Raw genomic sequence first — 22,549 nt, 5'->3', positions numbered from 1 at the left:
GCGAAATGGCTTTTTCAGCCTGTGCATGGCAGTGTAACGGCAGAATACATAGCGTGTTGCCAACCACAAGGCCATGTCCTTTTTTGATCACGGACAACTTGATCCTATACAAATAGATAAAGATATGTTTATGTATTTTCCATGAGTCAGCCGGACACCGCCCAAACCCTCGACACCCTCATGGCCGCCCTGCGTGCCGCCGCCGAGCCTACCAGGCTGCGGTTGCTGGCGCTGTGCGCCCAGGGCGAACTCACCGTGTCGGAACTGACCCAGATATTGGGCCAGAGCCAGCCGCGGGTATCCCGACATCTCAAACTGCTCTGCGAGGCCGGGCTGCTGGAACGCGTGCCGGAGGGCACCTGGGCCTTCTACCGCGTCGGCGACCGGCTGGCCGGCGCGCCGCTGGTGCGCGCATTGAGTTCCCTGCTGCCGTCGCAGGACCCGACGCTCGCCCGCGATGCCGAGCGGCTGGCCGCCGTGAAGCGCGCCCGGGCCGAGGCGGCGGAGCAGTATTTCCGCGACAATGCCGTGCAATGGTCGGCGATCCGCTCGCTGCATGTCGATGAGGCACAGGTCGAAGCCGCCGTGCTGCGCCTGTTGGGCGGCGCCCCGATCGGCGACCTGCTCGACATAGGCACCGGTACCGGCCGCCTGCTCGAGGTGCTGGCGCCGCATGTCAGGCGCGGTCTGGGCGTCGATCTCAGCCGCGACATGCTCAGCATAGCCCGCGCCAACCTCGAGCGTGCCGGCATTCGTCACTGCCAGGTGCGCCAGGCGGACATGTATGCCCTGCCGCTCGACAATGCCAGCGTGGATGCCGCGGTGATCCATCAGGTGCTGCATTTCGCCGACGAGCCGCAGAAGGCGATCCTGGAGGCCGCCCGCGTGCTGAAACCCGGCGGCCGGCTGGTGATCGTCGATTTCGCGCCGCATGACCTGGAAGACCTGCGCGCCCGCCACGCCCATCGCCGCCTCGGCTTTGCCGATGCGGAACTGCGTGCCTGGTGCATGGCCGCCGGCCTCGATGTCGACCCGGTCACCGCCTTGCCGGGTCAGCCGCTTACCGTTCATGTCTGGCGTGCCACCAAGCGCGCCGCCCAGCTTTCCCCCGTCGCGCAGAAGAGTGCCGCCGCATGACCAGCCCGGATTTCAATGCCTATGCCGCCCGCCGGCCCGGCCCGCTGAAGGTCTCCTTCGAATTCTTTCCGCCCAAGACGGCCGAGATGGAGGAAAGCCTGTGGCGCAGCGTCACCCGCCTGGCGCCGCTGAATCCGCGTTTCGTCTCGGTCACCTATGGCGCCGGCGGCTCGACGCGCGAGCGCACGCACAACACGGTCGTCCGCATCCTCAATGAAACCGGCCTCAAGCCTGCCGCTCACCTCACTTGCGTCGGGGCCTCCAGGGCCGAGGTCGACGAGGTGGCCCGGCATTACTGGCAGGCCGGCATCCGTCATATCGTGGCCCTGCGCGGCGACCCGCAGGAGGGCACGGGCGGCTTCGCGCCGCATCCCCAGGGTTATGCCAATTCCACCGACCTGATCGCCGGCCTTAAGAAGATCGGCGATTTCGAGATCAGCGTCGGCTGCTATCCGGAGGGCCATCCGGACTCCACCTCGCCGCGCGTCGAGCTGGAGCATCTCAAGCGCAAGGTCGATGCCGGCGCCACCCGCTGCATCACCCAGTATTTCTTCGACACCGACGTGTATTTCCGTTTCCTCGATCGCGCCCGCTCGGCCGGCATCACCGTGCCGATCGTGCCAGGCATCCTGCCGGTCACCAATTTCCGTCAGGTGGTGAAATTCTCGGCGGCCTGCGGCGCCAGCGTGCCGGCCTGGATGGCCGACATGTTCGATGGCCTGGACGAGGACCCGGAGACCCGCCGCATGGTGGCCGCCCATATGGCGGCCGAGCAATGCCGCCGCCTGCTGGCCGCCGGCATCGACGAATTCCATTTCTACACGCTGAACCGCGCCGATCTCACCTATGCGATCTGCCATGTGCTTGGCGTGCGCCCGAAACCGACGATTGCCGGGGAGGCGGCGGCCTGATGCTCGACACTCAAGAACAGCGCAAGGCGCGCCGCGCCGCGCTCAAAAAAGCCGCCGCTGAGCGCATCCTGGTGCTGGATGGCGCCATGGGCACCATGCTGCAGCGGCGCAAGCTGACCGAGGCCGATTATCGCGGCGACCGCTTCAAGGGCGCCAACAGCGACCTGAAGGGTAACCACGATATCCTCAACATCACCCGGCCGGACGTGATCCTGGCCGTGCACAGGGAATATCTCGACGCCGGCGCCGACATCATCGAGACCAACACCTTCAGCGGCACCTGGATCAGCCAGGCGGATTACCATCTGGAATCCGCCGTGCGCGACATCAATGAACAGGGCGCGAAGCTGGCCCGCCAGGCCGCCGACGAATACACGGCGCAGGATCCGATGAAACCGCGCTTCGTCGCCGGTGCTATCGGCCCGACCAACCGCACGGCCTCCCTGTCGCCCGATGTCAACCGGCCGGATTTCCGCAACATCACCTTCGACGAGCTGAAGGACGCCTACAAGGAACAGGCGCGCGGCCTGGTCGAGGGCGGCGCCGACCTGCTGCTGATCGAGACCATCTTCGACACGCTGAATGCCAAGGCCGCCGTGTTCGGCGTCTACGAGCTGTTCGATGAGCTGGGCGAGGAATGGCCCATCATGATCTCGGGCACCATCACCGATCTGTCCGGCCGCACGCTGTCGGGCCAGACCACCGAGGCTTTCTGGAACAGCCTGCGCCATGCCCGGCCCTTCTCGGTCGGCCTCAACTGCGCCTTCGGCGCTCAGCAGATGCGACCCTATGTGGCCGAACTCAGCCGCGTGGCTGATGTGCCGGTCAGCGCCTATCCGAATGCCGGCCTGCCCAACCAGTTCGGCGAATACGACGAACCGCCGCATGCCACCGCCACGCATCTGCGCGAATGGGCCGAAGCCGGCCTGGTCAATATCGTCGGCGGCTGCTGCGGCACCACGCCCGATCACATCCGGGCCATCGCCGAGAGCGTGAAGGGCGTCAAGCCGCGCCGCGTCCCCACCATTCCGCCGCAGCTTCGCCTGTCCGGCCTCGAACCTTTTGCCGTGCCTGCCGCATGACCGATATCGACGAAGCCTTTTCGCCCGAAGCCGAGAAACGCGGTTTCAATGGACCCGTTTTCATCAATGTCGGCGAGCGCACCAACGTCACCGGATCGGCCAAGTTCCGCAAGCTGATCGTCAGCGGCGATTACGAGGCCGCCCTGGCCATCGCCCGGCAGCAGGTGGAGAACGGGGCGCAGATCATCGACGTCAACATGGACGAGGGCATGCTCGACTCCAAGGCGGCGATGGTGAAATACCTGAACCTGATCGCGTCCGAACCCGACATCGCCCGCGTGCCGATCATGATCGACTCCTCGAAATGGGAAGTGATCGAGGCCGGCCTGAAATGCGTGCAGGGCAAGGCCATCGTCAATTCGATCAGCCTGAAGGAGGGCGAGGCCGCTTTCCTGGAGCAGGCCCGCAAGATCCGCCGCTATGGCGCCGCCGCCGTGGTAATGGCTTTCGACGAGCAGGGCCAGGCCGACACCGCCGACCGCAAATACGAGATCTGCGCCCGCGCCTACAAGCTGCTGACCGAGAAGATCGGATTCCCGCCGGAAGACATCATTTTCGATCCCAACATCTTTGCCGTTGCCACCGGCATCGAGGAACACAACAACTACGCCGTCGAGTTTTTCGAGGGTGCGCGGCGTATCCGCCAGAATCTGCCGCATTGCCATATCTCGGGCGGCGTCTCGAACGTATCGTTCTCGTTCCGCGGCAACGAATCCGTGCGCGAGGCGATGCATGCCGTGTTTCTGTATCACGGCATTAAAGCCGGCATGGACATGGGTATCGTCAATGCCGGCCAGTTGCCGGTCTACGAGGACATCCCGGCCGAGCTGCGCGAACGCGTCGAGGATGTGCTGCTCAACCGCCGGCCCGATGCCACCGAGCGCATGCTGGAGATCGCCGAGCGCTTCAAGGGCGCCGGCAAGACCCAGGAAGCTGACCTGAGCTGGCGCGAAAAGGATGTTCGCGAGCGCCTGACCCATGCCCTGGTGCATGGCATCGCCGACTTCATCGAAGAGGATACAGAAGAGGCCCGGCATATCGTGTCGAAGCCGCTCGAGGTGATTGAGGGCCCGCTCATGGACGGCATGAACGTGGTCGGCGACCTGTTCGGTGCCGGCAAGATGTTCCTGCCCCAGGTGGTAAAATCCGCCCGCGTGATGAAAAAGGCAGTCGCCTACCTGCTGCCCTTCATCGAGGCCGAGAAAGCGTCCGGCCCGGCCCAGACCAACGGCAAGGTGCTGATGGCCACCGTGAAGGGCGACGTGCACGATATCGGCAAGAACATCGTTGGCGTCGTGCTTCAATGCAATAACTATGAGGTGATCGACCTCGGTGTCATGGTGCCCTGCGCGCGCATCCTGGAAGAGGCGAAGAAACACAAGGTCGATATCATCGGCCTGTCCGGCCTGATCACGCCCAGCCTGGATGAGATGTGCTACGTGGCGTCCGAGATGCAGCGCGAGGGTTTCGATCTGCCGTTGCTGATCGGCGGCGCGACCACGTCAAAGGTTCATACGGCGGTGAAGATCGCGCCGAACTACAAGGGACCGGTGGTCTATGTCACCGATGCCTCGCGCGCCGTTGGCGTGGCCGGCAAGCTGGTCTCGGCCAATGACCGGCCGACCTATACCGGCGAGATCGCCAACGAGTATCAGAAAATCCGCGACATCCATGCCCGCGAGCGCAATACCGGCCCGCGCCAGAGCATTCAGGATGCCCGCCGCAACAAGCAGAAACTGGACTGGAACGGCTACGTGCCGCCGCGCCCGGTCTTTCTTGGCACGCAGGTGTTCGACGATTACCCGCTGGCCGAGCTGATCGAGCGCATCGACTGGTCGCCCTTCTTCGCCTCCTGGGAATTGCGCGGCAAATACCCGGATATCCTGCAGGATGCCACGGTGGGCGAGGCGGCGCGCAACCTGTTCCGCGATGCCCGGGCGATGCTCGACCGCATGGTTAAGGAAAAGCCGATCAAGGCCCGCGCTGTTATCGGCTTCTGGCCGGCGGCGCAGGTCGGCGATGATGACATCGCGCTCTATGCCGATGAGACTCAGGCCGAGGAGGTAGCGCGGCTGCATATGCTGCGCCAGCAGATGAAGCGCGATGGCGACCGGGCCAATTTCAGTCTGGCCGATTATGTCGCGCCGAAGGAGACCGGCCTGGCCGATTATGTCGGCGCCTTCGCCGTCACCGCCGGCATCGGACTGGATGACTGGATCAAGCGCGAGTTCACGGCGAAACACGACGATTATTCGGGCATCCTGGCCCAGGCCCTGGCCGACCGGCTTGCCGAGGCGTTTGCCGAACGCATGCACGAGCGCGTGCGCCAGGAATTCTGGGGCTATGCCGCTGGCGAGACACTCACCAACGACGACCTGATCGCGGAGAAATATCGCGGCATCCGTCCGGCGCCGGGCTATCCGGCCTGTCCGGACCACACCGAGAAGGCAACGCTGTTCAAGCTGCTGGATGCGACTGAAAAGGCCGGCATCACGCTGACCGAAAGCTTTGCCATGTGGCCGTCTGCCGCCGTCAGCGGCTGGTATTTCAGCCACCCCGAGGCGCGTTATTTCGGCATCGGCCGGATCGAACGCGACCAGGTGGCCGATTATGCCAGGCGCAAGGGCATGGATCTGCCCACCATGGAGCGCTGGCTGGCGCCCAACCTGGCCTACGATCCCGCCCGCGCGGATGCCGAGGCGGCGGAGTGAAGTTCCGCACGGCCACGCGGGCCGACCTGCCCGAAATCGTGCGCCTGCTGGCCGACGATCATCTGGGCGGCATGCGCGAGCGTTATGCCGATCCGCTGCCGGCGGAATACGGCATCGCATTCGACGGCCTGCACAGGATCGGCGCCGAGGTGATCCTGGCGCTGGATGAATCGGATCGCATCATCGGTTGCCTGCAGCTGCTGGTGCTGCCGGGACTGGGCAGCCTGGGCAAGCAGCGCGCCCAGATCGAGGCCGTGCGGATCGAGTCGTCCCTGCGCGGCAAGGGGCTGGGATCGCAGCTCATCGCCCACGCCATCGAACGAGCGCGGCAGCGCGGCTGCGGGCTGGTGCAGCTTACCTCCGACAACAGCCGCCAGGGTGCGCACCGGCTTTACGAAAGGCTGGGCTTCAAGGCCAGCCATGTCGGCATGAAGCTCTATCTCTGAGTCTCAGCGTCCACCCGCCACGTCCAGCAGCGAGGCGGTCAGATAATTGCAGTCATCGCCCAGCAGCCACATGATCGCCGCCGCCACTTCCTCTGCCGTACCGGCGCGTCCCATCGGCGTGGTGGCGCCCAGGCGCGCGGCACGGTCCGGCTGGCCGCCGCTGGCATGGATTTCGGTGTCGATCAGCCCGGGCCGCACCGCGTTCACGCGGATGCCGTCGGGCGCCAGTTCCCGGGCCAGGCCAATGGTCATGGTGTCGATGGCGCCTTTCGAACCGGCATAATCGACATATTCGCCGGGCGAGCCGAGCCGCGAAGCCATGGAGGAAAGGTTGACGATGCTGCCGCCGCGGCCACCGCGCGATTTGGCCATGCGCCGCGCCGCTTCGCGGGCGCAGAGATAGGCACCCAGCACGTTGATGTCGAAGATACGCTTCATGCGCTCCAGTGAATATTCGGCAAAGGGCTGCTTGGGTCCCACGATGCCGGCATTGTTCACCAGGCCGTCCAGCTTGCCGAAGGCCTTTTCGGTGGCATCGAACATGGCGATCACGTCGGCTTCCACCGCCACGTCGCCCCGGATGGCGATGGCCTTGCCGCCAGCCTTCTCCACCGCCTGCACAGCCTCCCGTGCCGCCGCTTCGTTGCCGGCATAATTCACGCCCACCGACCAGCCGCGTTGCCCCGCCATGATGGCGGCGGCGCGACCTATCCCCCGGCTGCCGCCGGTGATCAGGATCGTCTTCACCATGGGATTTCGCTGCCGTCGTAGTTGAAGAATTTTCCGGTATCGGCCATCGCGGCACCGTCGACCACCCGTTTCAGGCCCGCAGCACTGGTTGCCACGTCGATATCGGCACCGGCGCCGCCCATATCGGTCTTCACCCAGCCGGGATGCAGGACGATGCAGGTGATGCCAGCCGGTTTGAGGTCCAGCGCCAGGTTGTGCATGGCCGCGTTGATGGCGGCTTTCGACGCGCGGTAGACATAGGAGCCGCCGCTGCCATGGGTGATCGAGCCCATGCGGCTGGATATGGTGGCGATCTTGGCGGCCTTGGCCTGCTTCAGGGATGGCAGCATGGCCAGGGCCAGTTTCATCGGCGCGACGCTGTTGACCTGCAGCACCTTCAGATAGGTGTCGAAATCGCTGATCTTCAGCGAACCGTCGCGATTGCCGTAGATGCCGGCATTGTTCAGCAGCAGATCGATGGGGGTTCCGGCATAGGCGGCGGCCAGCCTGTCCACCGCGGCATAATCGGCGACGTCCAGCGTTTCCATGATCACCTTGCCGGGCACGGCCTGCAGGGCGGAGGCCGCCTGCGGATCGCGGCAGCAGGCGATCACCTGCCAGCCATCGGCGGCGTAGCGTCTGGTCAGTTCAAGGCCGATGCCGCGGTTGGCGCCGGTGATCAGCAGGGTGGGCATGACGCGCTCCTTCTCGGCTTCAGGCCGGCTCAGGTTCCCATCTGCCGCGCGGCCAGCCGGCGATACACCGGCTGCAGCAGTCCGGGCAGCATGTACATCGGCAGCTGGCCCATGGCGAAGAACACCACCATGTCGAACACGGCCCGGTCGGCCAGGGACACCATCACCAGGCCCATGTTGCAGTTGCCGGTGAGGATGCCCAGGGTCAGCGCCGCGGCCTGGCCTAGGCGGAAGACATGGCGGCCGACGACATATCCCAATGCCTGTAACAGCAGGTTGGCGACGAAGGCCGATACGGTGGCCAGGATCACATATGCCGGCTGCGCCATCAGCTTGGCCGCAACGCCGTCCATGATGGCGATGGCAAACAGCACCAGCGCCACCACGGAGCAGCCATCGATCAGTCGGCTGTTGTCGCGCAGCCATTCGGGTTTCACACGCCAGCGCACCAGCAACGCGCCGCCGAAGGCCACGCCCACCATCAGCGCCAGGCGGCCCATGAATTCGACGAGCGACATCTGGATCTCGATGTTGAGCAGCATCAGCGCCAGTGGCGGCAGGGTGAAGGGCACCAGCGCGGTCGCGATCACCATCACGATCACCGCCAGGGCGGCATCCAGCCCCAGGATCAGCGAGATCGCCACCGTGCCGGTGATCGGCGGTGCGGCGGCCATCAGCACGATGGCTTCCATCAGCGGGCGCGGCAGGCCGAGCGGCTGCAGCGCGGCAAAGACCAGCAGCGGACAGGCCAGCAGCAGGAAGGCCACCATCGGCAGTACCAGCAGCGGCCGCCGGGCATAGGCATGGAAGGCGCTCCAGTCCAGCCGCATCAGCGCCATGGTCAGTGGCAGCAGCAGGAACACCACCAGGCCCGGCCGCAGCAATGCCGCCAGCGGCGGCAGGGCGAGTCCGACCAGCACGCCGCCGAACAGGAACTTGGTGGCGTGGCGGCCGACATAGTCCAGCGGCCCGGTCAGCAGGGTGCGGATCATGGCTGCGATTTGCCGGCGGGCAGGCTGGAGGGGCAGGGTGGCAAGTATGGGATCATGATGGCGGCGGACCGGCTTTTTCGTTTTGAAACCGCAGCATAGCCCGGTTATCCGGGGGCGGCGAGACGACAATTGTGCCGATTGTCACGATGCGGATGAAGGAGGTTGACGGCCATCGGGCAAATATTTAAATAGGTATTGAAATGTTTAATATTGAACCTATCGCCGATCACCGCGCCGACCTGCTGGCCGACATGTTCCGCCTGCTGGGCGATCCCAGCCGGCTGAAGCTGGTGCTGATCCTCTGCCAGGGGCCAAGCGCCGCCACGGCCGCCGCCGCCCGGGCCGGCCTGTCGCCGCAGCTCGCCAGCCATCACCTGCGGCTGCTGAAGGCAGCGCGGCTGGTGCGCGCGATGCGCCGCGGCCGCGAGATCCATTACGACATCGCCGACGACCATGTGCGCCACATGCTGGCCGACATGGTGGCGCATGTCAGCGAGCCGCATCACGACGAGAAAGGCTGAGAAACATGGGCGCTGCCTGCTGCCATCACGACGATCACGGCCATGACCATGGGCACGACCATGGCACAGGCAGTCCGCGCGTCGTGCTGTGGATCGCGCTGGTGCTGAATGCCGCGATGTTCGTGGTCGAGATCGGCGCCGGCCTGGCCGCCGGGTCCACCGCCTTGCTCGCCGATTCCGTGGATTTCCTGGGCGACGCGGTGAATTACGCGCTGGCGCTGGCGGTGCTGTCGATGGCGCTGGTCTGGCGCGCGCGCGTCGCGCTGCTCAAGGGCATCGCCATGGGCCTGTTCGGCCTGTGGGTCGCCGCCATGGTGATCCGCCACCTGATTGCCGGCACGGTGCCCGAACCCTTCACCATGGGCGCAGTCGGTTTTGCAGCCCTTGTGGTGAACGTGCTGGTCGCGCTGCTGCTCTATCGCTTCCGCACCGGCGACAGCAATCTGCGCGCGGTGTGGATCTGCAGCCGCAACGACGCGCTCAGCAATCTCGCCGTGCTGCTGGCGGCCAGCGGCGTCTTCGCCACCGGCACGGCCTGGCCCGACCTGGCGGTGGCGGCCTTCATGGCCGGCCTGGCCCTGTGGGGGTCGGCGCAGGTTTTGCGCCATGCCTGGGGCGAATTGCGGCAATCGGCTGCGGCGAGCGGCGCAGCAGACTGATTCGGGCTTGAAATCCGCGAAATCCGCGGTAGATTGCCGGCCACGTCCGGGCCCCTCTGGCTGCCATGTACGGGATGGCAGTGATGTCGGACGGCTTCCTTAAAAAGCCCCCGCCCAGGATATTTATATGGATCTCTCGGTTTTCCTCGAACCGGCGGCCCTGCTGGCTTTGGCCGGCCTTGTTGCCCTCGAACTTGTCCTTGCCGTCGACAATCTGATTTTCATCACCATCCTCACCAGCCGCCTGCCGCCGGAACAGCAGCCGCTGGGCCGCAAGCTCGGCCTGCTCGGCGCGGTGATCACCCGCATCATGCTGCTGCTCTCGGCCGCCTGGCTGATCACGCTGACCGCGCCCTGGTTCACGGTGTTCGGCATGGAGATTTCCGGCCGCGACCTCGTGCTGATCCTGGGCGGCCTGTTCCTGATCTGGAAGGCGACCATGGAAATCCATGAGCGCGTCACGCCGAAATCGAGCGACGAGATGGAAGACGATGCCCCGGCCGGTGCCGGCGCGGGCGCCGATTCCGGGTCCGCCGCGCCGGCCAAGAAGAAGTACCCTGCCTTCTGGGCGGTGATCGGCCAGATCGCCGTGCTCGACATCGTCTTCTCGCTGGACAGCGTGATCACCGCCATCGGCCTGTCGCGCCAGATCGAGATCATGGTGGTGGCGGTGCTGCTGTCGGTGGCGATCATGGTCGCTTTGGCCGAGCCGCTGGCCCGCTTCGTGAACAAGAATCCCAATGTCGTCATGCTGGCGCTGTCGTTCCTGGTGATGATCGGCATGGCGCTGGTGGCCGAGGGCTTCGACGTCGAGATCCCCAAGATCATGATCTACGGCGCCATGGGCTTCTCGGTGGCGGTGGAACTGCTCAACATGGCCTCGCGCCGTGCCCAGCTCAGCCGCACCTTCCGCGGCATCCGCGATCCCGAGGGGCGCACGGAAACAGACTGAGTCCGGCCGGTTCGGGCAGGCGAAAAGAGGCGGGAAACCCCGCCTCTTTTTTTTGGCACCATCCTCTTGACGGCGGCGGCCGGCTTCCTAGATCGGTGTTTGCATTCGGGCCCCTCTGGTTGCCGCGTTCCGGACGGCAGCGATGTCGGATGCCATCGCCGCCACATTCCGGATACGGAGCACCAGCATGGATATCCTCCTCGCGGTCTGGACCGCTTTTCTTACCGCCGAATTCCTTACCAAGCCGCTCTGGCTCTGGGCCGCCTTCATGGGCCTGGTCGCCGTTCTGCTCGCCTTCGATCTCGGCGTCCTGCACCGCAAGCAGCGTGAGATCGAGGTGGGCGAGAGCCTGGCCTTGAGTGCGGGTTACATCGCCATCGCCTGCATCTTCGGCGGCTGGGTCTGGTGGCAGTTCGGCGCCACCGCCGGCATGGACTGGTATACCGGCTTCTTCGTCGAGAAGAGCCTGTCGCTCGACAACGTCTTCGTCATCGCCCTGATCTTCGGCTATTTCGCGGTCCCCCGGCAGTATCAGCATCGTGTGCTGTTCTGGGGCATCCTCGGCGTGATCGTGCTGCGCGGCATCATGATCGGCCTCGGCGCTGCGCTGGTCAGCGAATTCAGCTGGATCCTCTATGTCTTCGGCGCCTTCCTGGTGCTGACCGGCATCAAGATGCTGTTCGCCTCCGACCAGCCCAAGGATCTGGGCGACAACTGGCTGCTCAAGTTCCTTAAGCGGCGGATGCGCGTGACGCCGGAGCTGCATGGCCAGCAGTTCTTTGTGCGCCAGCCCAAGGAGCCTGGCGGCAAGCCGGTGCTGTGGGCCACGCCGTTGTTCCTCGCGCTGATGCTGGTCGAAGCCGCTGACTTGGTCTTCGCGGTCGATTCCGTGCCGGCGATCTTCGCCATCACCCAGGATCCGTTCATCGTCTACACTAGCAACATCTTCGCCATCCTGGGCCTGCGCGCCCTGTATTTCGCGCTGGCGGCGATGATCCACCGCTTCCATTACCTGAAATACGCCCTGGCCGCCGTGCTGGTCTTCATCGGCGGCAAGATCTTCCTGGTCAACATCATCGGCAAGATCCCGGCGGGCATTTCGCTCGGCGTCACGCTCGGCCTGATCGCCGCCGGCATCGTCGCCTCGCTGATCCTGACCGCAGAAAAGCGGCAGGCCGGCGGTCAGGCCGGATCGGGACAGCCCGGCTGAGGGCATACGGCGTCGCGCGGCAGTAACAATACTGCCGCGCTTTCGCCCCATTCCTCCGTCAGGCTGTCCGCATGACCAAGGACATGTCCGGATTACCGCCTGGCCCCAGCCGCGAGCCCGCCAGCATCGCACGCGACCTGTCGCGCCTGCGGCGCCATGGCCGCACCGAGGGCCTGACCCTGCAGCAGGCCACCCAGATACTGGCCCACCGTTCGACGCCGCTGCTGCTGCTGTTCCTCGGCCTGCTCGGTCTGCTGCCGTCGCCCGGCCTGCCGCTGGGCACCGTCACCGGCAGTCTGGTGATCTGCGTCGCGCTTGGCATGCTGCTTCGGCCCGGCAGGCCCCTGATCCCCGGCACGCTGGGCCGCCGCCGGCTGCCGCCCGGCCTGCTGCACAAGCTGATGACCTTCGCGATTCCCTTCGTGCGCCGGCTGGAACGTTATTTCCGGCCGCGCCTGACCTGGCTGGTCAGCGGTTTCGGCCTCGTGCTGGCGGTTTTGGGCATCGTCCTGCAGGGGCTTTGGCTCGCCATGCCCCTGCCGTTCGGCAACCTGCCCTTTGCGCTCGGCATCGTGCTGATCTCGCTGGGCCTGCTCACCGGCGACGGGCTCGGCGCACTGGTCGGCCATGCCGTCGGCCTGGCCGGCGCGGCCGGCTTCGTCGTGCTCGGAATCGGCGCCGTGAATGCCGGCGCTTCGCTCACCAGCCTGCTGCCCTGGTACTAGACCGGCCTGGCCCGCTCGGCGATGGCGCGCGCATCCACGCCCTTGGGCAGGGTGCCGAAAGCCTGGCCCCAGTCGCCGTCCAGCCGGCTGGCGCAGAAGGCATCGGCCACCGCCGGCGCTGAATGACGCACCAGCAGGGCGGCCTGCAATGTCACCATCATCCGTTCCACCACGCGGCGGGCACGATGCTCGATCTCCTGCAGGTCGGCGAATTCCGCCTGCACGCCGGCAATCGCCGCATCCAGCCGGCGGTCGCCGCCGCGGGCCGAATTCAGCTCGGCGAAATAGGCGTCCAGCCCGTCCTGGTTCTTCTGCAGGGCGCGCAGCACGTCCAGGCACATCACGTTGCCCGAACCTTCCCAGATCGAGTTGAGCGGGATTTCCTTGTACAGCATGCCGAGCGGCCCCTCGTCGACATAGCCGTTGCCGCCATGCACCTCCATGGCTTCCACCACGGCATTGGGCGCGCGCTTGCACACCCAGTATTTCACCGCCGGCGTGCACAGGCGGCGGAAGGCGGCTTCCTGCGGGTCGCTGTCGGCACGGTCGAAGGCGCGGGCCAGCCGCATGGCCAAGGCCGTCGCGGCTTCCGATTCCACCGCCAGGTCGGCCACCACATTGGTCATCAAAGGCTGGTCGATCAGGTGGCGCTGGAAGGCGCGGCGATGGAACACGTGATGCAACGCCTGACTGACCGCGCCGCGCAGCAGGCCGGCCGAGCCCAGCGCGCAGTCCAGCCGCGTATAGGTGCCCATCTCGATGATGGTGGGCACGCCGCGGCCTTCCTCGCCCAGCAGCCAGCCATGGGCATTATGGAATTCCACTTCCGACGAGGCATTCGACTTGTTGCCCACCTTTTCCTTCAGGCGCTGGATGTGGATGGCGTTCTTCGATCCATCCGGCAGCCAGCGCGGCACGAAAAAGCAGCTTAATCCCCCCGGCGATTGCGCCAGCACCAGATGGGCATCGATCTGCGGGCAAGAGAAAAACCATTTATGCCCGCTGATGATGTATTCCGCGCCTGGCCCGCCCGCACCGACCGGCGCCGCCTTGGTGGTGTTGGCGCGCACATCCGAACCACCCTGTTTTTCGGTCATGCCCATGCCGATCAGCGCGTTGGTCTTCTGCGCCACCGGCTTGTTGGCCGGATCGTATTGCCGCGAATAGATCTTGGGCAGCCATTCGGCGGCAATCGTCGCGTCGCGCTTGATCGCCGGCACGCAGCCATAGGTCATCGTGGTGGGGCATTGGCTGCCCGGTTCGATCTGGGCATGCATGATATAGGCGGCCGCGCGCGCCACATGGGCACCCGCCTTCGGCTCGGCCCAGGGCGCGGAATGCAGGCCTTCGCCGATGATCAGGCTCATGATGCCGTGCCATGCCGGATGGAATTCCACCTCGTCGCGGCGATGGCCGAAGCGGTCGAACAGTTTCAGCTGCGGCGGAAACTTATGCGCCAGCCGGCCCATCTCGATGGTTTCGGCAGCGCCCAGCCGGCTGCCATAAACGGTGAGGCGGTCCTTCGCCCAGGCGGCCCCATTGCGCTCGGCGGCTTCCATCAGGGCGTGGTCGCTGGTGAAGAGGTTGTAGTTCTCCAGAGCTGGCGGCTGGTTCAGCACCTCATGGGTCTCGTAGGCGGCGGCAGTCATGGCGTTTCCTTTCATTCTTATAATTTTCGGCCAGGCATCGGTCCCAAGGCCTGCACGCAGAACAGCGCCAGGCCATGGATCAGCTTCTCCTGGTCGGTTTTCTTTGCCTGCGGCGCCAGCGGGCCGATCAGGGCCTCGTTCAGCGCGCCGACGATGGCCGAGGCGGTCAGCAGTGCATCCTGCTCGGCGATCTCGCCCGCCCTCATGCCATCCTCGATGATGCCGACGAAGATATCGCGATAGGGCAGGCGATAGCGCAGGCGTTCAGCCTCGATCAGCGGATCGACCGGTTCGGCCAGCAGGGCATAGGCCAGCCGGCGGCCTTTCAGGGCGCGGCGGGCAAACACCTCCACCACGCGGGCCAGCCGCTGGCGCGCCGGGCCGGGCTGGCTGGCGGCCTCGGCGCAGACATCGATCTCGCGCTGCGAGCCGCGGCGGAAGACTTCGTCGAACAGCTCGGCCTTGGAGGGGAAATAGCGATACAGCGCGCCGGTGCTCAGGCCGGCCTCGGCGGCAATCGCCGGAATCCCGGCGCCGCCATAACCTTCCTTCGCGACCAGCTTCAGGGCAGCCACAACGATGCGTTCGCGTGTTTCCGCCAGACGCGCCACTACGGTCTCGGTGCGGCGATAGGCCATGCCGTGTTCCTTCCTGCAAAGAAGTGAAACATTTTTCACTTCTTTGAGCAATACCGAAACATCAGAACTTCATCGCCAGATTGAGCCGGGCCTGGGTGAGGAACGGGTCGGCCACGCCATCGGTGGCCTCCTGGCTGAGGCTGTAGCCGGCCATCAGGGTCATGGCGCGGCTGGCGAGCGCCGCCGGCGTCCAGTGCAGTTGCAGGTCCAGGCTTTGTCGGTTGCCGGCAATCGGCAGTGCGCTTCCGGTGCTGAAATCCCGTTTTTCGCTCAGGCCGAATTCGTGGCTGGCCGTGAGCGTAAGATCCTGTCCAAGCGGCACGCCCACCATCAGGCCAAGGATGTTGAGGTCTTTTTCCTGTTGGTAGCCATATTCGGTACGTCGCTGTAGCGAGCTACCCAGGCGCCAGCCGCTGGCGAAATGGCGAGCCAGGGCGATGCGGTGGCGTTCGCTGCTGCTGTCGGCCGCCGGGTTGCCGGGATGGAACTGCGCGTCAAAGCCGGACGACAGCGTCAGCGTCAGATCCTGGGTCAGCGTGGTTGATATCTGGTTGTCGATGCCCACGCGCCGACTGGCGCTGCCGGCCAGCTCGCCCCAGTTGACGGCGGCGGCGGGGTTCACCCTGAAACGGATGCCGTATTCCTCGTAGGCCAGGCCGAGACGGCTGTCGATGGATCTGGCCTGCGGGTCTTCACCATGCTCGTCCTGGCTGACGCTGCTGACATTGCTGAGATGCAGGCCGCCGAAGATCGGCAGGTCATGATCGGCCGTGATGCTGCCCGGTTGCAGGGCAGCCAGCTCTTCGCTGTAGATCCGCAGTTTCAGGTCGCCATCCGGGTCGCGGTCGTAGAAGGGTTGCGGGTTGTCTGCGCGCGCGATGTCGCCCGGCGCGAAGATCGGCCGACGTTCCAGCAGGCGCAGGCCGGCATCGGGATCGAAACGGAGCGGAGAAAAGGCTTCCTGTGTCCCGGCGGGCGATGTCGGCTCGATACTGCAATAGGCCGGCGCTGCCGCGCTGAGGAAAAGCGGGCAGTCGGGCAGGGCAGTTTGCGCCCATGCATCGCCGGCGGCGAAACCGAACAGCAGCACGAGGATGCCGGATCTGCGGGCCAGGACGATGTCCCCTTGTCTTCCGAGGGTTCCGATCATGCAGAGACCTGTGGCAAGATTGCGGCATGCAGCAGCTCATCGCGACAGGCCCATGAAACTGGTCTTCATCTATGGCAAGCCGGCCACCGGCAAACTCACCGTCGCCCGCGAGCTGGCGGCGCTGACCGGGTACAAGCTGTTTCACAACCACATGACGGTGGACTTGCTGCTGCCGGTTTTCGAATTCGGCAGCCCGCCATTCGTCGAGCTGCGCGAGAAAATCTGGCTGTCTGTCTTCGAGCAGGCCGCCAAGGCCAGGCTGCCGGGCCTGATCTTCACCTTCGCCCCGGAGACCACGGTGCGCAAGAATTTCGTCGACCGTGCCATCGACATTGTGGCCGGCGCCGGCAGTCGGGTGCATTTTGTGGAACTGACCTGCCCGATGAAGGAAGTCTACCGCCGCATCGACAACAAATCCCGGCGCAATACCGGCAAGCTCACCTCGCATGAGGAATACGAGAAGCTGGAGGCCGCCAATGTTTTCAGCACCGCCCATATGCCGAAGGCGGACGTAACCATCGACACCGCCAAGCTCAAACCGGCGGAATCGGCCCTGCAGATCGCCAAGGCGCTGGGCCTGCCGCGCGTGACAGCCTGAAAACTACAGCAGCAGCCTGAACGTCCCTTCCGCCACGCTCTGCCCGTTCACCAGGATTTCGACCTTGTGTTCGCCGGCGTAATAGCGGCGCGTGGTGATGGGCTTGAGCGAATGCGTTTTTTCCAGCGTCACGGTTTCGCCCGGGCCGAGCATAGGCTTGGCCAGCTTGAACACCTTGGCCTGCAATCCGCCGCGGGCGTTGCGCCAGTGGATGGCGTAATCCACCGACAGCTTCGCTGGCTTCTTTCCGTCATGGCGCAGGCCGATATGGAAGCTCAGCCGGTCGCCCACGCGGTAGCGCGCCTTGGCGATGGCGAAATCCAGGGCCGTGACGGGCGCCCGGTGATCAAAACCCAGCAGGGCCAGGGCCCGGCGGTCGCCTTTTTTCACCAGGCTGCGCAGACCATGGCGCACCGCATCGGCCGTGCCGTCGCGGTCTTCGGCCTGCCAGCGGCGTGTCGTGGTGATCACGGCATCGGGGTTGTCCTTGGCGATGTCGTTCAGGTTGTTGGCCACCGAGCGGCGCACGGAGTCGTGCGCATCGGCGCGCAGGCTCTCGATGACTTCCAGCACCGGCCTGGGGTCGGCGATGAAACGTTTCAGCCGCAAACCCCAGGGCAGGCGCGGGCGCAGCCCCTCCGAGCATAGCCGCCGCACCGCCCAGTGCGGGTCGTCGGTCCAGCCCCGCACGGTCGTCATGGTCAGGTCGTAATGCCGCTCGATGAAATAACGGATGTCGAATTCCGCACTGAAATGCTTGGTCATCTCGCGCAGGGCGTTCAGCGACAGGCCAGGGTGGTCCAGTCCATAGGCGCCGACAAAATTCAGCAGCGGCAGATGGCGGAATCCGCCCATGCCGTCGATGCCGCCTGTATGGTCATCGCCCGCCAGGCTGTTCAGCAGGATTTCCAGCGCGGCGGGGTAATCCTGCGGCAGATGCTGGCGCAGCGCATCGGCAATGGCCCGCGCCCGCTGCATCAAAGACAGCGGCGGCAGCACGGCCATCACGTGCTTGCGGAAATGATCGGCCGGAAAAGCCGGATGCGCCGCGCTGACGCGCTGCGCGATGCCGGCCACGACGGCGGCGTTGTAGAACTCCTTCAGGGCGTCGGCCATCGGTCGATCCGGTTGATCAGGATGGATAGAGTTCCATATATGTTCCTTGATGGCCTGTCCAGCCGCTTGGGGCTGGCCGGCTAAAATGCGGCAAAACGAGGCAAATTCGCAGAAAACGGAGAGCACACGATGGCCGGCAGCAGCTTCCGCCGCAAACTGTCAGGGAATGCCTGATCACGTCGAAAAACGCCGCAAAAGGGCCGGAATGATATCCATGATATCACTGATATCATTCCGGCCCGGAACGCGCAGATGAATACGCTTGTAGGCTATTCCGCCGCCTGCTTCAGGTCGGCCGCCTTGCCGAAGCCGCCGCCCGAGGGGGTCGAGATCACGAAGACGTCGCCCGGTTTCATCGGCGTCGAGCAGCGTCCTTCCATGGGCTCCTTCGCGCCGGTCGCGGCGCGCTCCACCCATTGCCGGCCGGTCTCGCCATTGCCGCCGCCCTCCAGGCCGAAGGGCGGCACCGTGCGGTGCGAGGAGAGCAGCGTGGCGGTCATGTCGGTGAGGAAGCGCATGCGGCGGATGGTGCCGTCGCCGCCCTTGTGCCGGCCCTTGCCGCCCGAGCCGCGCCGGATGCGGAAGCTTTCCAGCAGCACGGGGAAGCGGAATTCCAGCACTTCCGGGTCGGTCAGGCGCGCGTTGGTCATGTGGGTATGCACGGCATCGCAGCCATCGAAATCCGGCCCCGCGCCGCTGCCGCCGCAGATCGTCTCGTAATACTGGTAGTCGTTGTTGCCGAAGGTGAAGTTGTTCATGGTGCCCTGGGCCGCGGCCATCACGCCCAGTGCGCCGAACAGGGCATCGGTGATGCACTGGCTGGTCTCGACATTGCCTGCCACCGTGGCGGCCGGATAGACCGGATCGAGCATCGAACCCTCGGGGATCACGATCTCCAGCGGCTTGAGGCAGCCGCCGTTGAGCGGGATGTCGGCATCCACCAGGCAGCGGAAGGCATACAGCACGGCCGCCACGCAGACGGCCTTGGGCGCGTTGTAGTTGGTCGGGTGCTGGCCCGAGGTGCCGGTGAAGTCGATCTTCGCCGTGCGGTCCTTGTGGTTGACCGTCACCTTGACCCTGATCTCATAACCGTCGTCCATCGGATAGGTGAACGCACCATCCTTCAGGCGGCTGATCACCCGGCGCACGGACTCCTCGGCATTGTCCTGCACGTGGCGCATGTAGGCGCGCACGACATCCAGGCCGAACTGGTCCACCATCTTGCGCAGTTCCTGCGCGCCCTTCTCGCAGGAGGCGATCTGCGCCTTCAGGTCGGCGATGTTCTGCGCCGGATTGCGCGAGGGATACTTGCCGGATTTCAGGATGGCGATGGTCTCGGCTTCCAGGAACCGGCCGCCATCCACCAGCAGCACGTTATCGAGCAGCACGCCCTCGTCTTCCACCGTCTTGCTGTCGGGCGGCATCGACCCCGGCGTGGTGCCGCCGATATCGGCGTGATGGCCGCGGCTGCCCAGGTAGAACAGCACGTCCTTGCCGGCCTTGTCGAAGACCGGGGTGATGACGGTGACGTCGGGCAGGTGGGTGCCGCCGGCATAGGGCGCGTTCAGCATATACACGTCGCCCGGCTTCATCTGGCCGGCGCGCTTGCGCATGATGGTCTTGATGCTCTCCGACATCGACCCCAGATGCACCGGCATATGTGGCGCGTTGGCGATCAGCTCGCCGTCGAGATCGAAGATGGCGCACGAGAAATCCAGCCGTTCCTTGATGTTCACCGAATAGGCGGTCTTTTCCAGCACGGAACCCATCTGTTCGGCGATCGACATGAACAGGTTGTTGAAAATCTCCAGCATGACCGGATCGACATCGGTGCCGATCGCCTTGCGGGCGGGCAGGGCCTCGATGCGTTTCAGCACCAGGTCGCGGCGCTCGGTCAGGCGGGCCTGCCAGCCCGGTTCGAGCACGATGGTGCTGGTCGGCTCGATCACGATGGCCGGGCCCTTGATCGTCTCGCCCGGCCGCAGGGCGGCGCGGTCGTAAACCGGCGTGTCGCGCCAGGCTCCGGCCATGTAGGCCTTGCGGCTCGCCAGGGTCGGAATTGCCGCCTGATCGCGCGGATCGACGATCCCTTCCACAGCATCCGGCGCGCGTTCGCCCCGGCCCACAACCTCGACGGCGACGGAGGCCGCGATCAGCACCTTCTCCGGGCTGATGAAGCCGAAGCGCTGGCGATGCGCCGCCTCGAAGGCGGCCTTGATCGTGGCCATGTCGCCGAACTCGACCTCAAGGGCAGAGTCCGAGCCGCCATACCGCACATGCAGCTTGCGGATCACCGTGATCTTCTCAGGCGCCACGCCCTGTTTCAGCATGTCGTTGCGCGATTCATCCGCCAGCGCGTCGAGTTCCTTGGCCAGGCCGGGCAGGGCGGCGGGCTCCAGCGTCACCTCGGCCGATTTCTCCTTCAGCACGCGCTGGTCGGCGAGGCCCATGCCATAGGCCGACAGCACGCCGGCCAGCGGATGCAACAGCACTTCCGTCATGCCCAGCGCATCGGCCACCAGGCAGGCATGCTGGCCGCCGGCGCCGCCGAAGCTGGACAGTACGTATTTGGTTACGTCATAGCCGCGCGCCACCGAAATCTTCTTGATCGCGTTGGCCATGTTCTCGACGGCGATGGCGAGAAAGCCCTCGGCCATCTCCTCGATCGAGCGGGTATCGCCACTCTCGGCCTTCACGCGCGCCTGCAGCTCGGCGAATTTCTGCTTCACCACCTCGGCATCCAGCGGCTGGTCGCCATTGGGGCCGAACACGGCGGGGAAGAAATCGGGCTGCAATTTGCCCAGCACCACGTTGCAGTCGGTCACCGCCAAAGGCCCGCCGCGGCGGTAGCAGGCCGGACCGGGATTGGCGCCGGCCGAGTCAGGCCCCACGCGATAGCGCGCGCCGTCGAAATGCAGGATCGAGCCGCCGCCGGCCGCCACGGTGTTGATCATCATCATCGGCGCGCGCATGCGCACGCCGGCCACCATTGTCTCGAAGGCGCGTTCGTATTCGCCGGCATAATGGCTCACATCCGTGGACGTACCGCCCATGTCGAAGCCGATCACCTTGTCGAAACCCGCCCGCGTCGAGGTTTCGACCAGGCCGACCACGCCGCCGGCCGGGCCCGACAGGATGCTGTCCTTGCCCTGGAAGAAATGCGCGTCCGCCAGGCCGCCATTCGACTGCATGAACATCAGCCGCAGGGCCGTATTGGCCGCATCCAGCTCATCGGCCACCTGGTTCACGTAGCGGCGCAGGATCGGCGAGACATAGGCATCCACCACCGTGGTGTCGCCGCGGCTGACGAACTTGATCAGCGGCGAGACCTGATGACTGGCCGAGATCTGTGTGAAGCCCAGTTTGCGCGCCAGTTCGGCCACTTTCGCCTCATGGGCGGTGTAGCGGTAGCCATGCATGAACAGGATCGCCACGCTGCGGATGCCATCGGCATAGGCGGCCTTCAACGCCTTTTCGGCTGCAGCCAGGTCCAGCGGCGTTTCGATGCTGCCGTCGTTGCGCACGCGCTCTGGCACTTCCACCACCCGCTCGTACAGCATTTCGGGCAGCTGGATGTGCAACGCGAAGAGCTTCGGCCGGGTCTGGTAGCCGATGCGGAGCTGGTCGGCGAAGCCCTCGCTGACCAGCAGCAGCACGCGGTCGCCCTTGCGCTCGAGCAGCGCGTTGGTGGCCACCGTGGTGCCCATCTTGACGGCCGCGATCTTGCCCTTGGGCAGCGGATCGCCGGCCTTCAGGCCCAGCAGGTCGCGGATGCCCTGAACGGCGGCGTCCTTGTAGCGCTCTGGATTCTCCGACAGCAGCTTGTGGGTGACGATGCCGCCATCGGGCTTGCGGCCGACGATGTCGGTGAAGGTGCCGCCGCGGTCGATCCAGAATTCCCACTGGCCGGGGGCGGTCGCGGTGGATGCGGGCTGGGTCATGCGGGGCTCCGGAAGGTTTCGGCCAAGACTAGGGCGAGGCCACACGCTTACAAAACGTTGACAAATTGTCAACGTATCCGAGGCGGATCACAGCGAGGCGGCCGCCCGGCTGGCCTGGTCATACATGCCAGACAGGATCCGCATCAGGTCGGCGATCCTGGACAGGTCGGCCTGGCTCTGGGGCTGGCCGATCAGGGCGTAGGCCTCGCCCAGCAGTTCCTCGCGGATCTTGCGGTATTCCATGCATAATGCCCGGCCCCTGGCGGTGGTCGAATAAAAGATCTCCTTGCCGCGCCGTTCGCCGCTGACCAGGCCCAGGCGCACCATCTTCTTAAGACCGTAATTCACCGTGTGGCTGTCCTCGACATTCAGGACCAGACAGAGATCGGCCAGCCGTTTCGGGCGGTCCCGGTGGTTCACGCTGTGCAGCACCATGACGTCCAGGGCGGCAAGGTCGGGCTGGCCCGCCGCCGTCATGCAGCGCACGATCCAGCGCGCAAAGGCATTGCCGCTCATCATCAGGGCGAATTCGAATTCGCTCAGCGCCGTCAGTTTCTCACTGGCCAGATGGGCCGAGGAGACGATGGGGCGGCGGCGCTGCGGCGTTGCGCCGGTGCCGGCTCTGGGCTGTTTTGCGGGTGCTCTGGTTTTCGTCATGGCTTGCCTGTTTGCTGTTCTGCGCTGCCG

Annotated in this window: 20 protein-coding genes; 11 read left to right on the top strand and 9 right to left on the bottom strand. The window is 65.4% G+C overall.

The window, feature by feature from the left end; genetic code table 11:
* The first annotated feature begins 141 nt into the window (after nucleotides 1–141).
* The 5 genes from ACK4FK_RS00825 to ACK4FK_RS00805 are packed head-to-tail and all read left to right on the top strand — an operon-like array spanning nucleotide 142 to nucleotide 6,287.
* Complete coding sequence (locus tag ACK4FK_RS00825) at nucleotides 142–1,137, top strand: ArsR/SmtB family transcription factor (protein WP_409739783.1); 996 nt, start codon at nucleotides 142–144, stop codon at nucleotides 1,135–1,137.
* Nucleotides 1,134–2,048, top strand: a complete 915-nt coding sequence (gene metF, locus ACK4FK_RS00820; RefSeq protein WP_409739780.1) for a methylenetetrahydrofolate reductase [NAD(P)H] — start codon at nucleotides 1,134–1,136, stop codon at nucleotides 2,046–2,048. The genes ACK4FK_RS00825 and metF overlap by 4 nt, the downstream gene beginning before the upstream one ends.
* Nucleotides 2,048–3,130: a homocysteine S-methyltransferase family protein gene (locus tag ACK4FK_RS00815; protein ID WP_409739777.1), complete on the top strand. Its 1,083-nt coding sequence runs from the start codon at nucleotides 2,048–2,050 to the stop codon at nucleotides 3,128–3,130. The genes metF and ACK4FK_RS00815 overlap by 1 nt, the downstream gene beginning before the upstream one ends.
* Nucleotides 3,127–5,841 carry a methionine synthase gene (gene metH / locus ACK4FK_RS00810; RefSeq protein WP_409739774.1) on the top strand — a complete coding sequence of 905 codons (2,715 nt, stop codon included), beginning with the start codon at nucleotides 3,127–3,129 and terminating at the stop codon, nucleotides 5,839–5,841. The genes ACK4FK_RS00815 and metH overlap by 4 nt, the downstream gene beginning before the upstream one ends.
* Nucleotides 5,838–6,287 (top strand): N-acetyltransferase family protein, encoded by a 450-nt coding sequence (locus tag ACK4FK_RS00805; RefSeq protein WP_409739771.1) that lies wholly within the window; start codon nucleotides 5,838–5,840, stop codon nucleotides 6,285–6,287. The genes metH and ACK4FK_RS00805 overlap by 4 nt, the downstream gene beginning before the upstream one ends.
* Before the next feature lie 3 nt (nucleotides 6,288–6,290).
* Here the strand turns inward: ACK4FK_RS00805 and ACK4FK_RS00800 are convergent, their stop codons facing one another.
* From ACK4FK_RS00800 to ACK4FK_RS00790, 3 genes are read right to left on the bottom strand one after another with little or no spacing between them, the layout of a single operon-like run.
* A complete protein-coding gene (locus ACK4FK_RS00800) occupies nucleotides 6,291–7,037 on the bottom strand; it encodes an SDR family oxidoreductase (RefSeq protein ID WP_409739768.1) in 747 nt (248 codons plus the stop codon).
* Entirely contained in the window at nucleotides 7,031–7,711 is a 681-nt protein-coding gene (locus ACK4FK_RS00795) for an SDR family oxidoreductase (protein WP_409739765.1), read from the bottom strand. The genes ACK4FK_RS00800 and ACK4FK_RS00795 overlap by 7 nt, the downstream gene beginning before the upstream one ends.
* Nucleotides 7,712–7,740: 29 nt before the next feature.
* Nucleotides 7,741–8,703, bottom strand: coding sequence for a hypothetical protein (locus tag ACK4FK_RS00790; protein ID WP_409739762.1), 963 nt, complete (start codon nucleotides 8,701–8,703; stop codon nucleotides 7,741–7,743).
* Nucleotides 8,704–8,903: 200 nt separating this feature from the next.
* Here ACK4FK_RS00790 and ACK4FK_RS00785 point away from each other — a divergent pair, with 200 nt between their 5' ends.
* The 5 genes from ACK4FK_RS00785 to ACK4FK_RS00765 all read left to right on the top strand — a co-directional run bounded on the left by ACK4FK_RS00785 (nucleotide 8,904) and on the right by ACK4FK_RS00765 (nucleotide 12,770).
* Nucleotides 8,904–9,224, top strand: a complete 321-nt coding sequence (locus ACK4FK_RS00785; protein ID WP_409739759.1) for an ArsR/SmtB family transcription factor — start codon at nucleotides 8,904–8,906, stop codon at nucleotides 9,222–9,224.
* Between the two features lie 5 nt (nucleotides 9,225–9,229).
* Entirely contained in the window at nucleotides 9,230–9,883 is a 654-nt protein-coding gene (locus ACK4FK_RS00780) for a cation transporter (RefSeq protein ID WP_409739756.1), read from the top strand.
* Nucleotides 9,884–10,010: 127 nt separating this feature from the next.
* Complete coding sequence (locus ACK4FK_RS00775) at nucleotides 10,011–10,835, top strand: TerC family protein (RefSeq protein WP_409739753.1); 825 nt, start codon at nucleotides 10,011–10,013, stop codon at nucleotides 10,833–10,835.
* 187 nt (nucleotides 10,836–11,022) lie between these two features.
* On the top strand, nucleotides 11,023–12,045 hold the full coding sequence (locus ACK4FK_RS00770) for a TerC family protein (protein WP_409739750.1): 1,023 nt from the start codon (nucleotides 11,023–11,025) through the stop codon (nucleotides 12,043–12,045).
* A 71-nt stretch (nucleotides 12,046–12,116) separates the two neighbouring features.
* A complete protein-coding gene (locus ACK4FK_RS00765; protein ID WP_409739748.1) occupies nucleotides 12,117–12,770 on the top strand; it encodes an exopolysaccharide biosynthesis protein in 654 nt (217 codons plus the stop codon).
* On the opposite strand, the gene ACK4FK_RS00760 is transcribed toward ACK4FK_RS00765, so the two are convergent.
* The 3 genes from ACK4FK_RS00760 to ACK4FK_RS00750 form a co-directional block, all read right to left on the bottom strand.
* Nucleotides 12,767–14,419: an isovaleryl-CoA dehydrogenase gene (locus ACK4FK_RS00760; protein ID WP_409739746.1), complete on the bottom strand. Its 1,653-nt coding sequence runs from the start codon at nucleotides 14,417–14,419 to the stop codon at nucleotides 12,767–12,769. The genes ACK4FK_RS00765 and ACK4FK_RS00760 overlap by 4 nt on opposite strands.
* A 17-nt stretch (nucleotides 14,420–14,436) precedes the next feature.
* Nucleotides 14,437–15,057, bottom strand: coding sequence for a TetR/AcrR family transcriptional regulator (locus ACK4FK_RS00755; protein WP_409739744.1), 621 nt, complete (start codon nucleotides 15,055–15,057; stop codon nucleotides 14,437–14,439).
* Nucleotides 15,058–15,118: 61 nt separating this feature from the next.
* Nucleotides 15,119–16,207 carry a hypothetical protein gene (locus ACK4FK_RS00750; RefSeq protein WP_409739742.1) on the bottom strand — a complete coding sequence of 363 codons (1,089 nt, stop codon included), beginning with the start codon at nucleotides 16,205–16,207 and terminating at the stop codon, nucleotides 15,119–15,121.
* Nucleotides 16,208–16,259: 52 nt separating this feature from the next.
* Here ACK4FK_RS00750 and ACK4FK_RS00745 point away from each other — a divergent pair, with 52 nt between their 5' ends.
* Nucleotides 16,260–16,805, top strand: a complete 546-nt coding sequence (locus ACK4FK_RS00745; RefSeq protein WP_409739740.1) for an AAA family ATPase — start codon at nucleotides 16,260–16,262, stop codon at nucleotides 16,803–16,805.
* A gap of 3 nt (nucleotides 16,806–16,808) precedes the next feature.
* Here ACK4FK_RS00745 and ACK4FK_RS00740 read toward each other — a convergent pair whose 3' ends face one another.
* From ACK4FK_RS00740 to ACK4FK_RS00730, 3 genes are all read right to left on the bottom strand, one after another.
* Nucleotides 16,809–17,921: a hypothetical protein gene (locus ACK4FK_RS00740; protein ID WP_409739738.1), complete on the bottom strand. Its 1,113-nt coding sequence runs from the start codon at nucleotides 17,919–17,921 to the stop codon at nucleotides 16,809–16,811.
* 269 nt (nucleotides 17,922–18,190) lie between these two features.
* A complete protein-coding gene (locus ACK4FK_RS00735; RefSeq protein ID WP_409739736.1) occupies nucleotides 18,191–21,862 on the bottom strand; it encodes a hydantoinase B/oxoprolinase family protein in 3,672 nt (1,223 codons plus the stop codon).
* An 87-nt stretch (nucleotides 21,863–21,949) separates the two neighbouring features.
* Entirely contained in the window at nucleotides 21,950–22,519 is a 570-nt protein-coding gene (locus ACK4FK_RS00730; protein WP_409739733.1) for a winged helix DNA-binding protein, read from the bottom strand.
* Between the last annotated feature and the right edge of the window lie 30 nt (nucleotides 22,520–22,549).

It is taken from the genome of Ferrovibrio sp. (genome assembly GCF_046297895.1).
Lineage (GTDB): Bacteria > Pseudomonadota > Alphaproteobacteria > Ferrovibrionales > Ferrovibrionaceae > Ferrovibrio.
The sequence above is the reverse complement of the archived record's forward strand: the minus strand, read 5'-3'. Positions and strand labels throughout refer to the sequence as shown.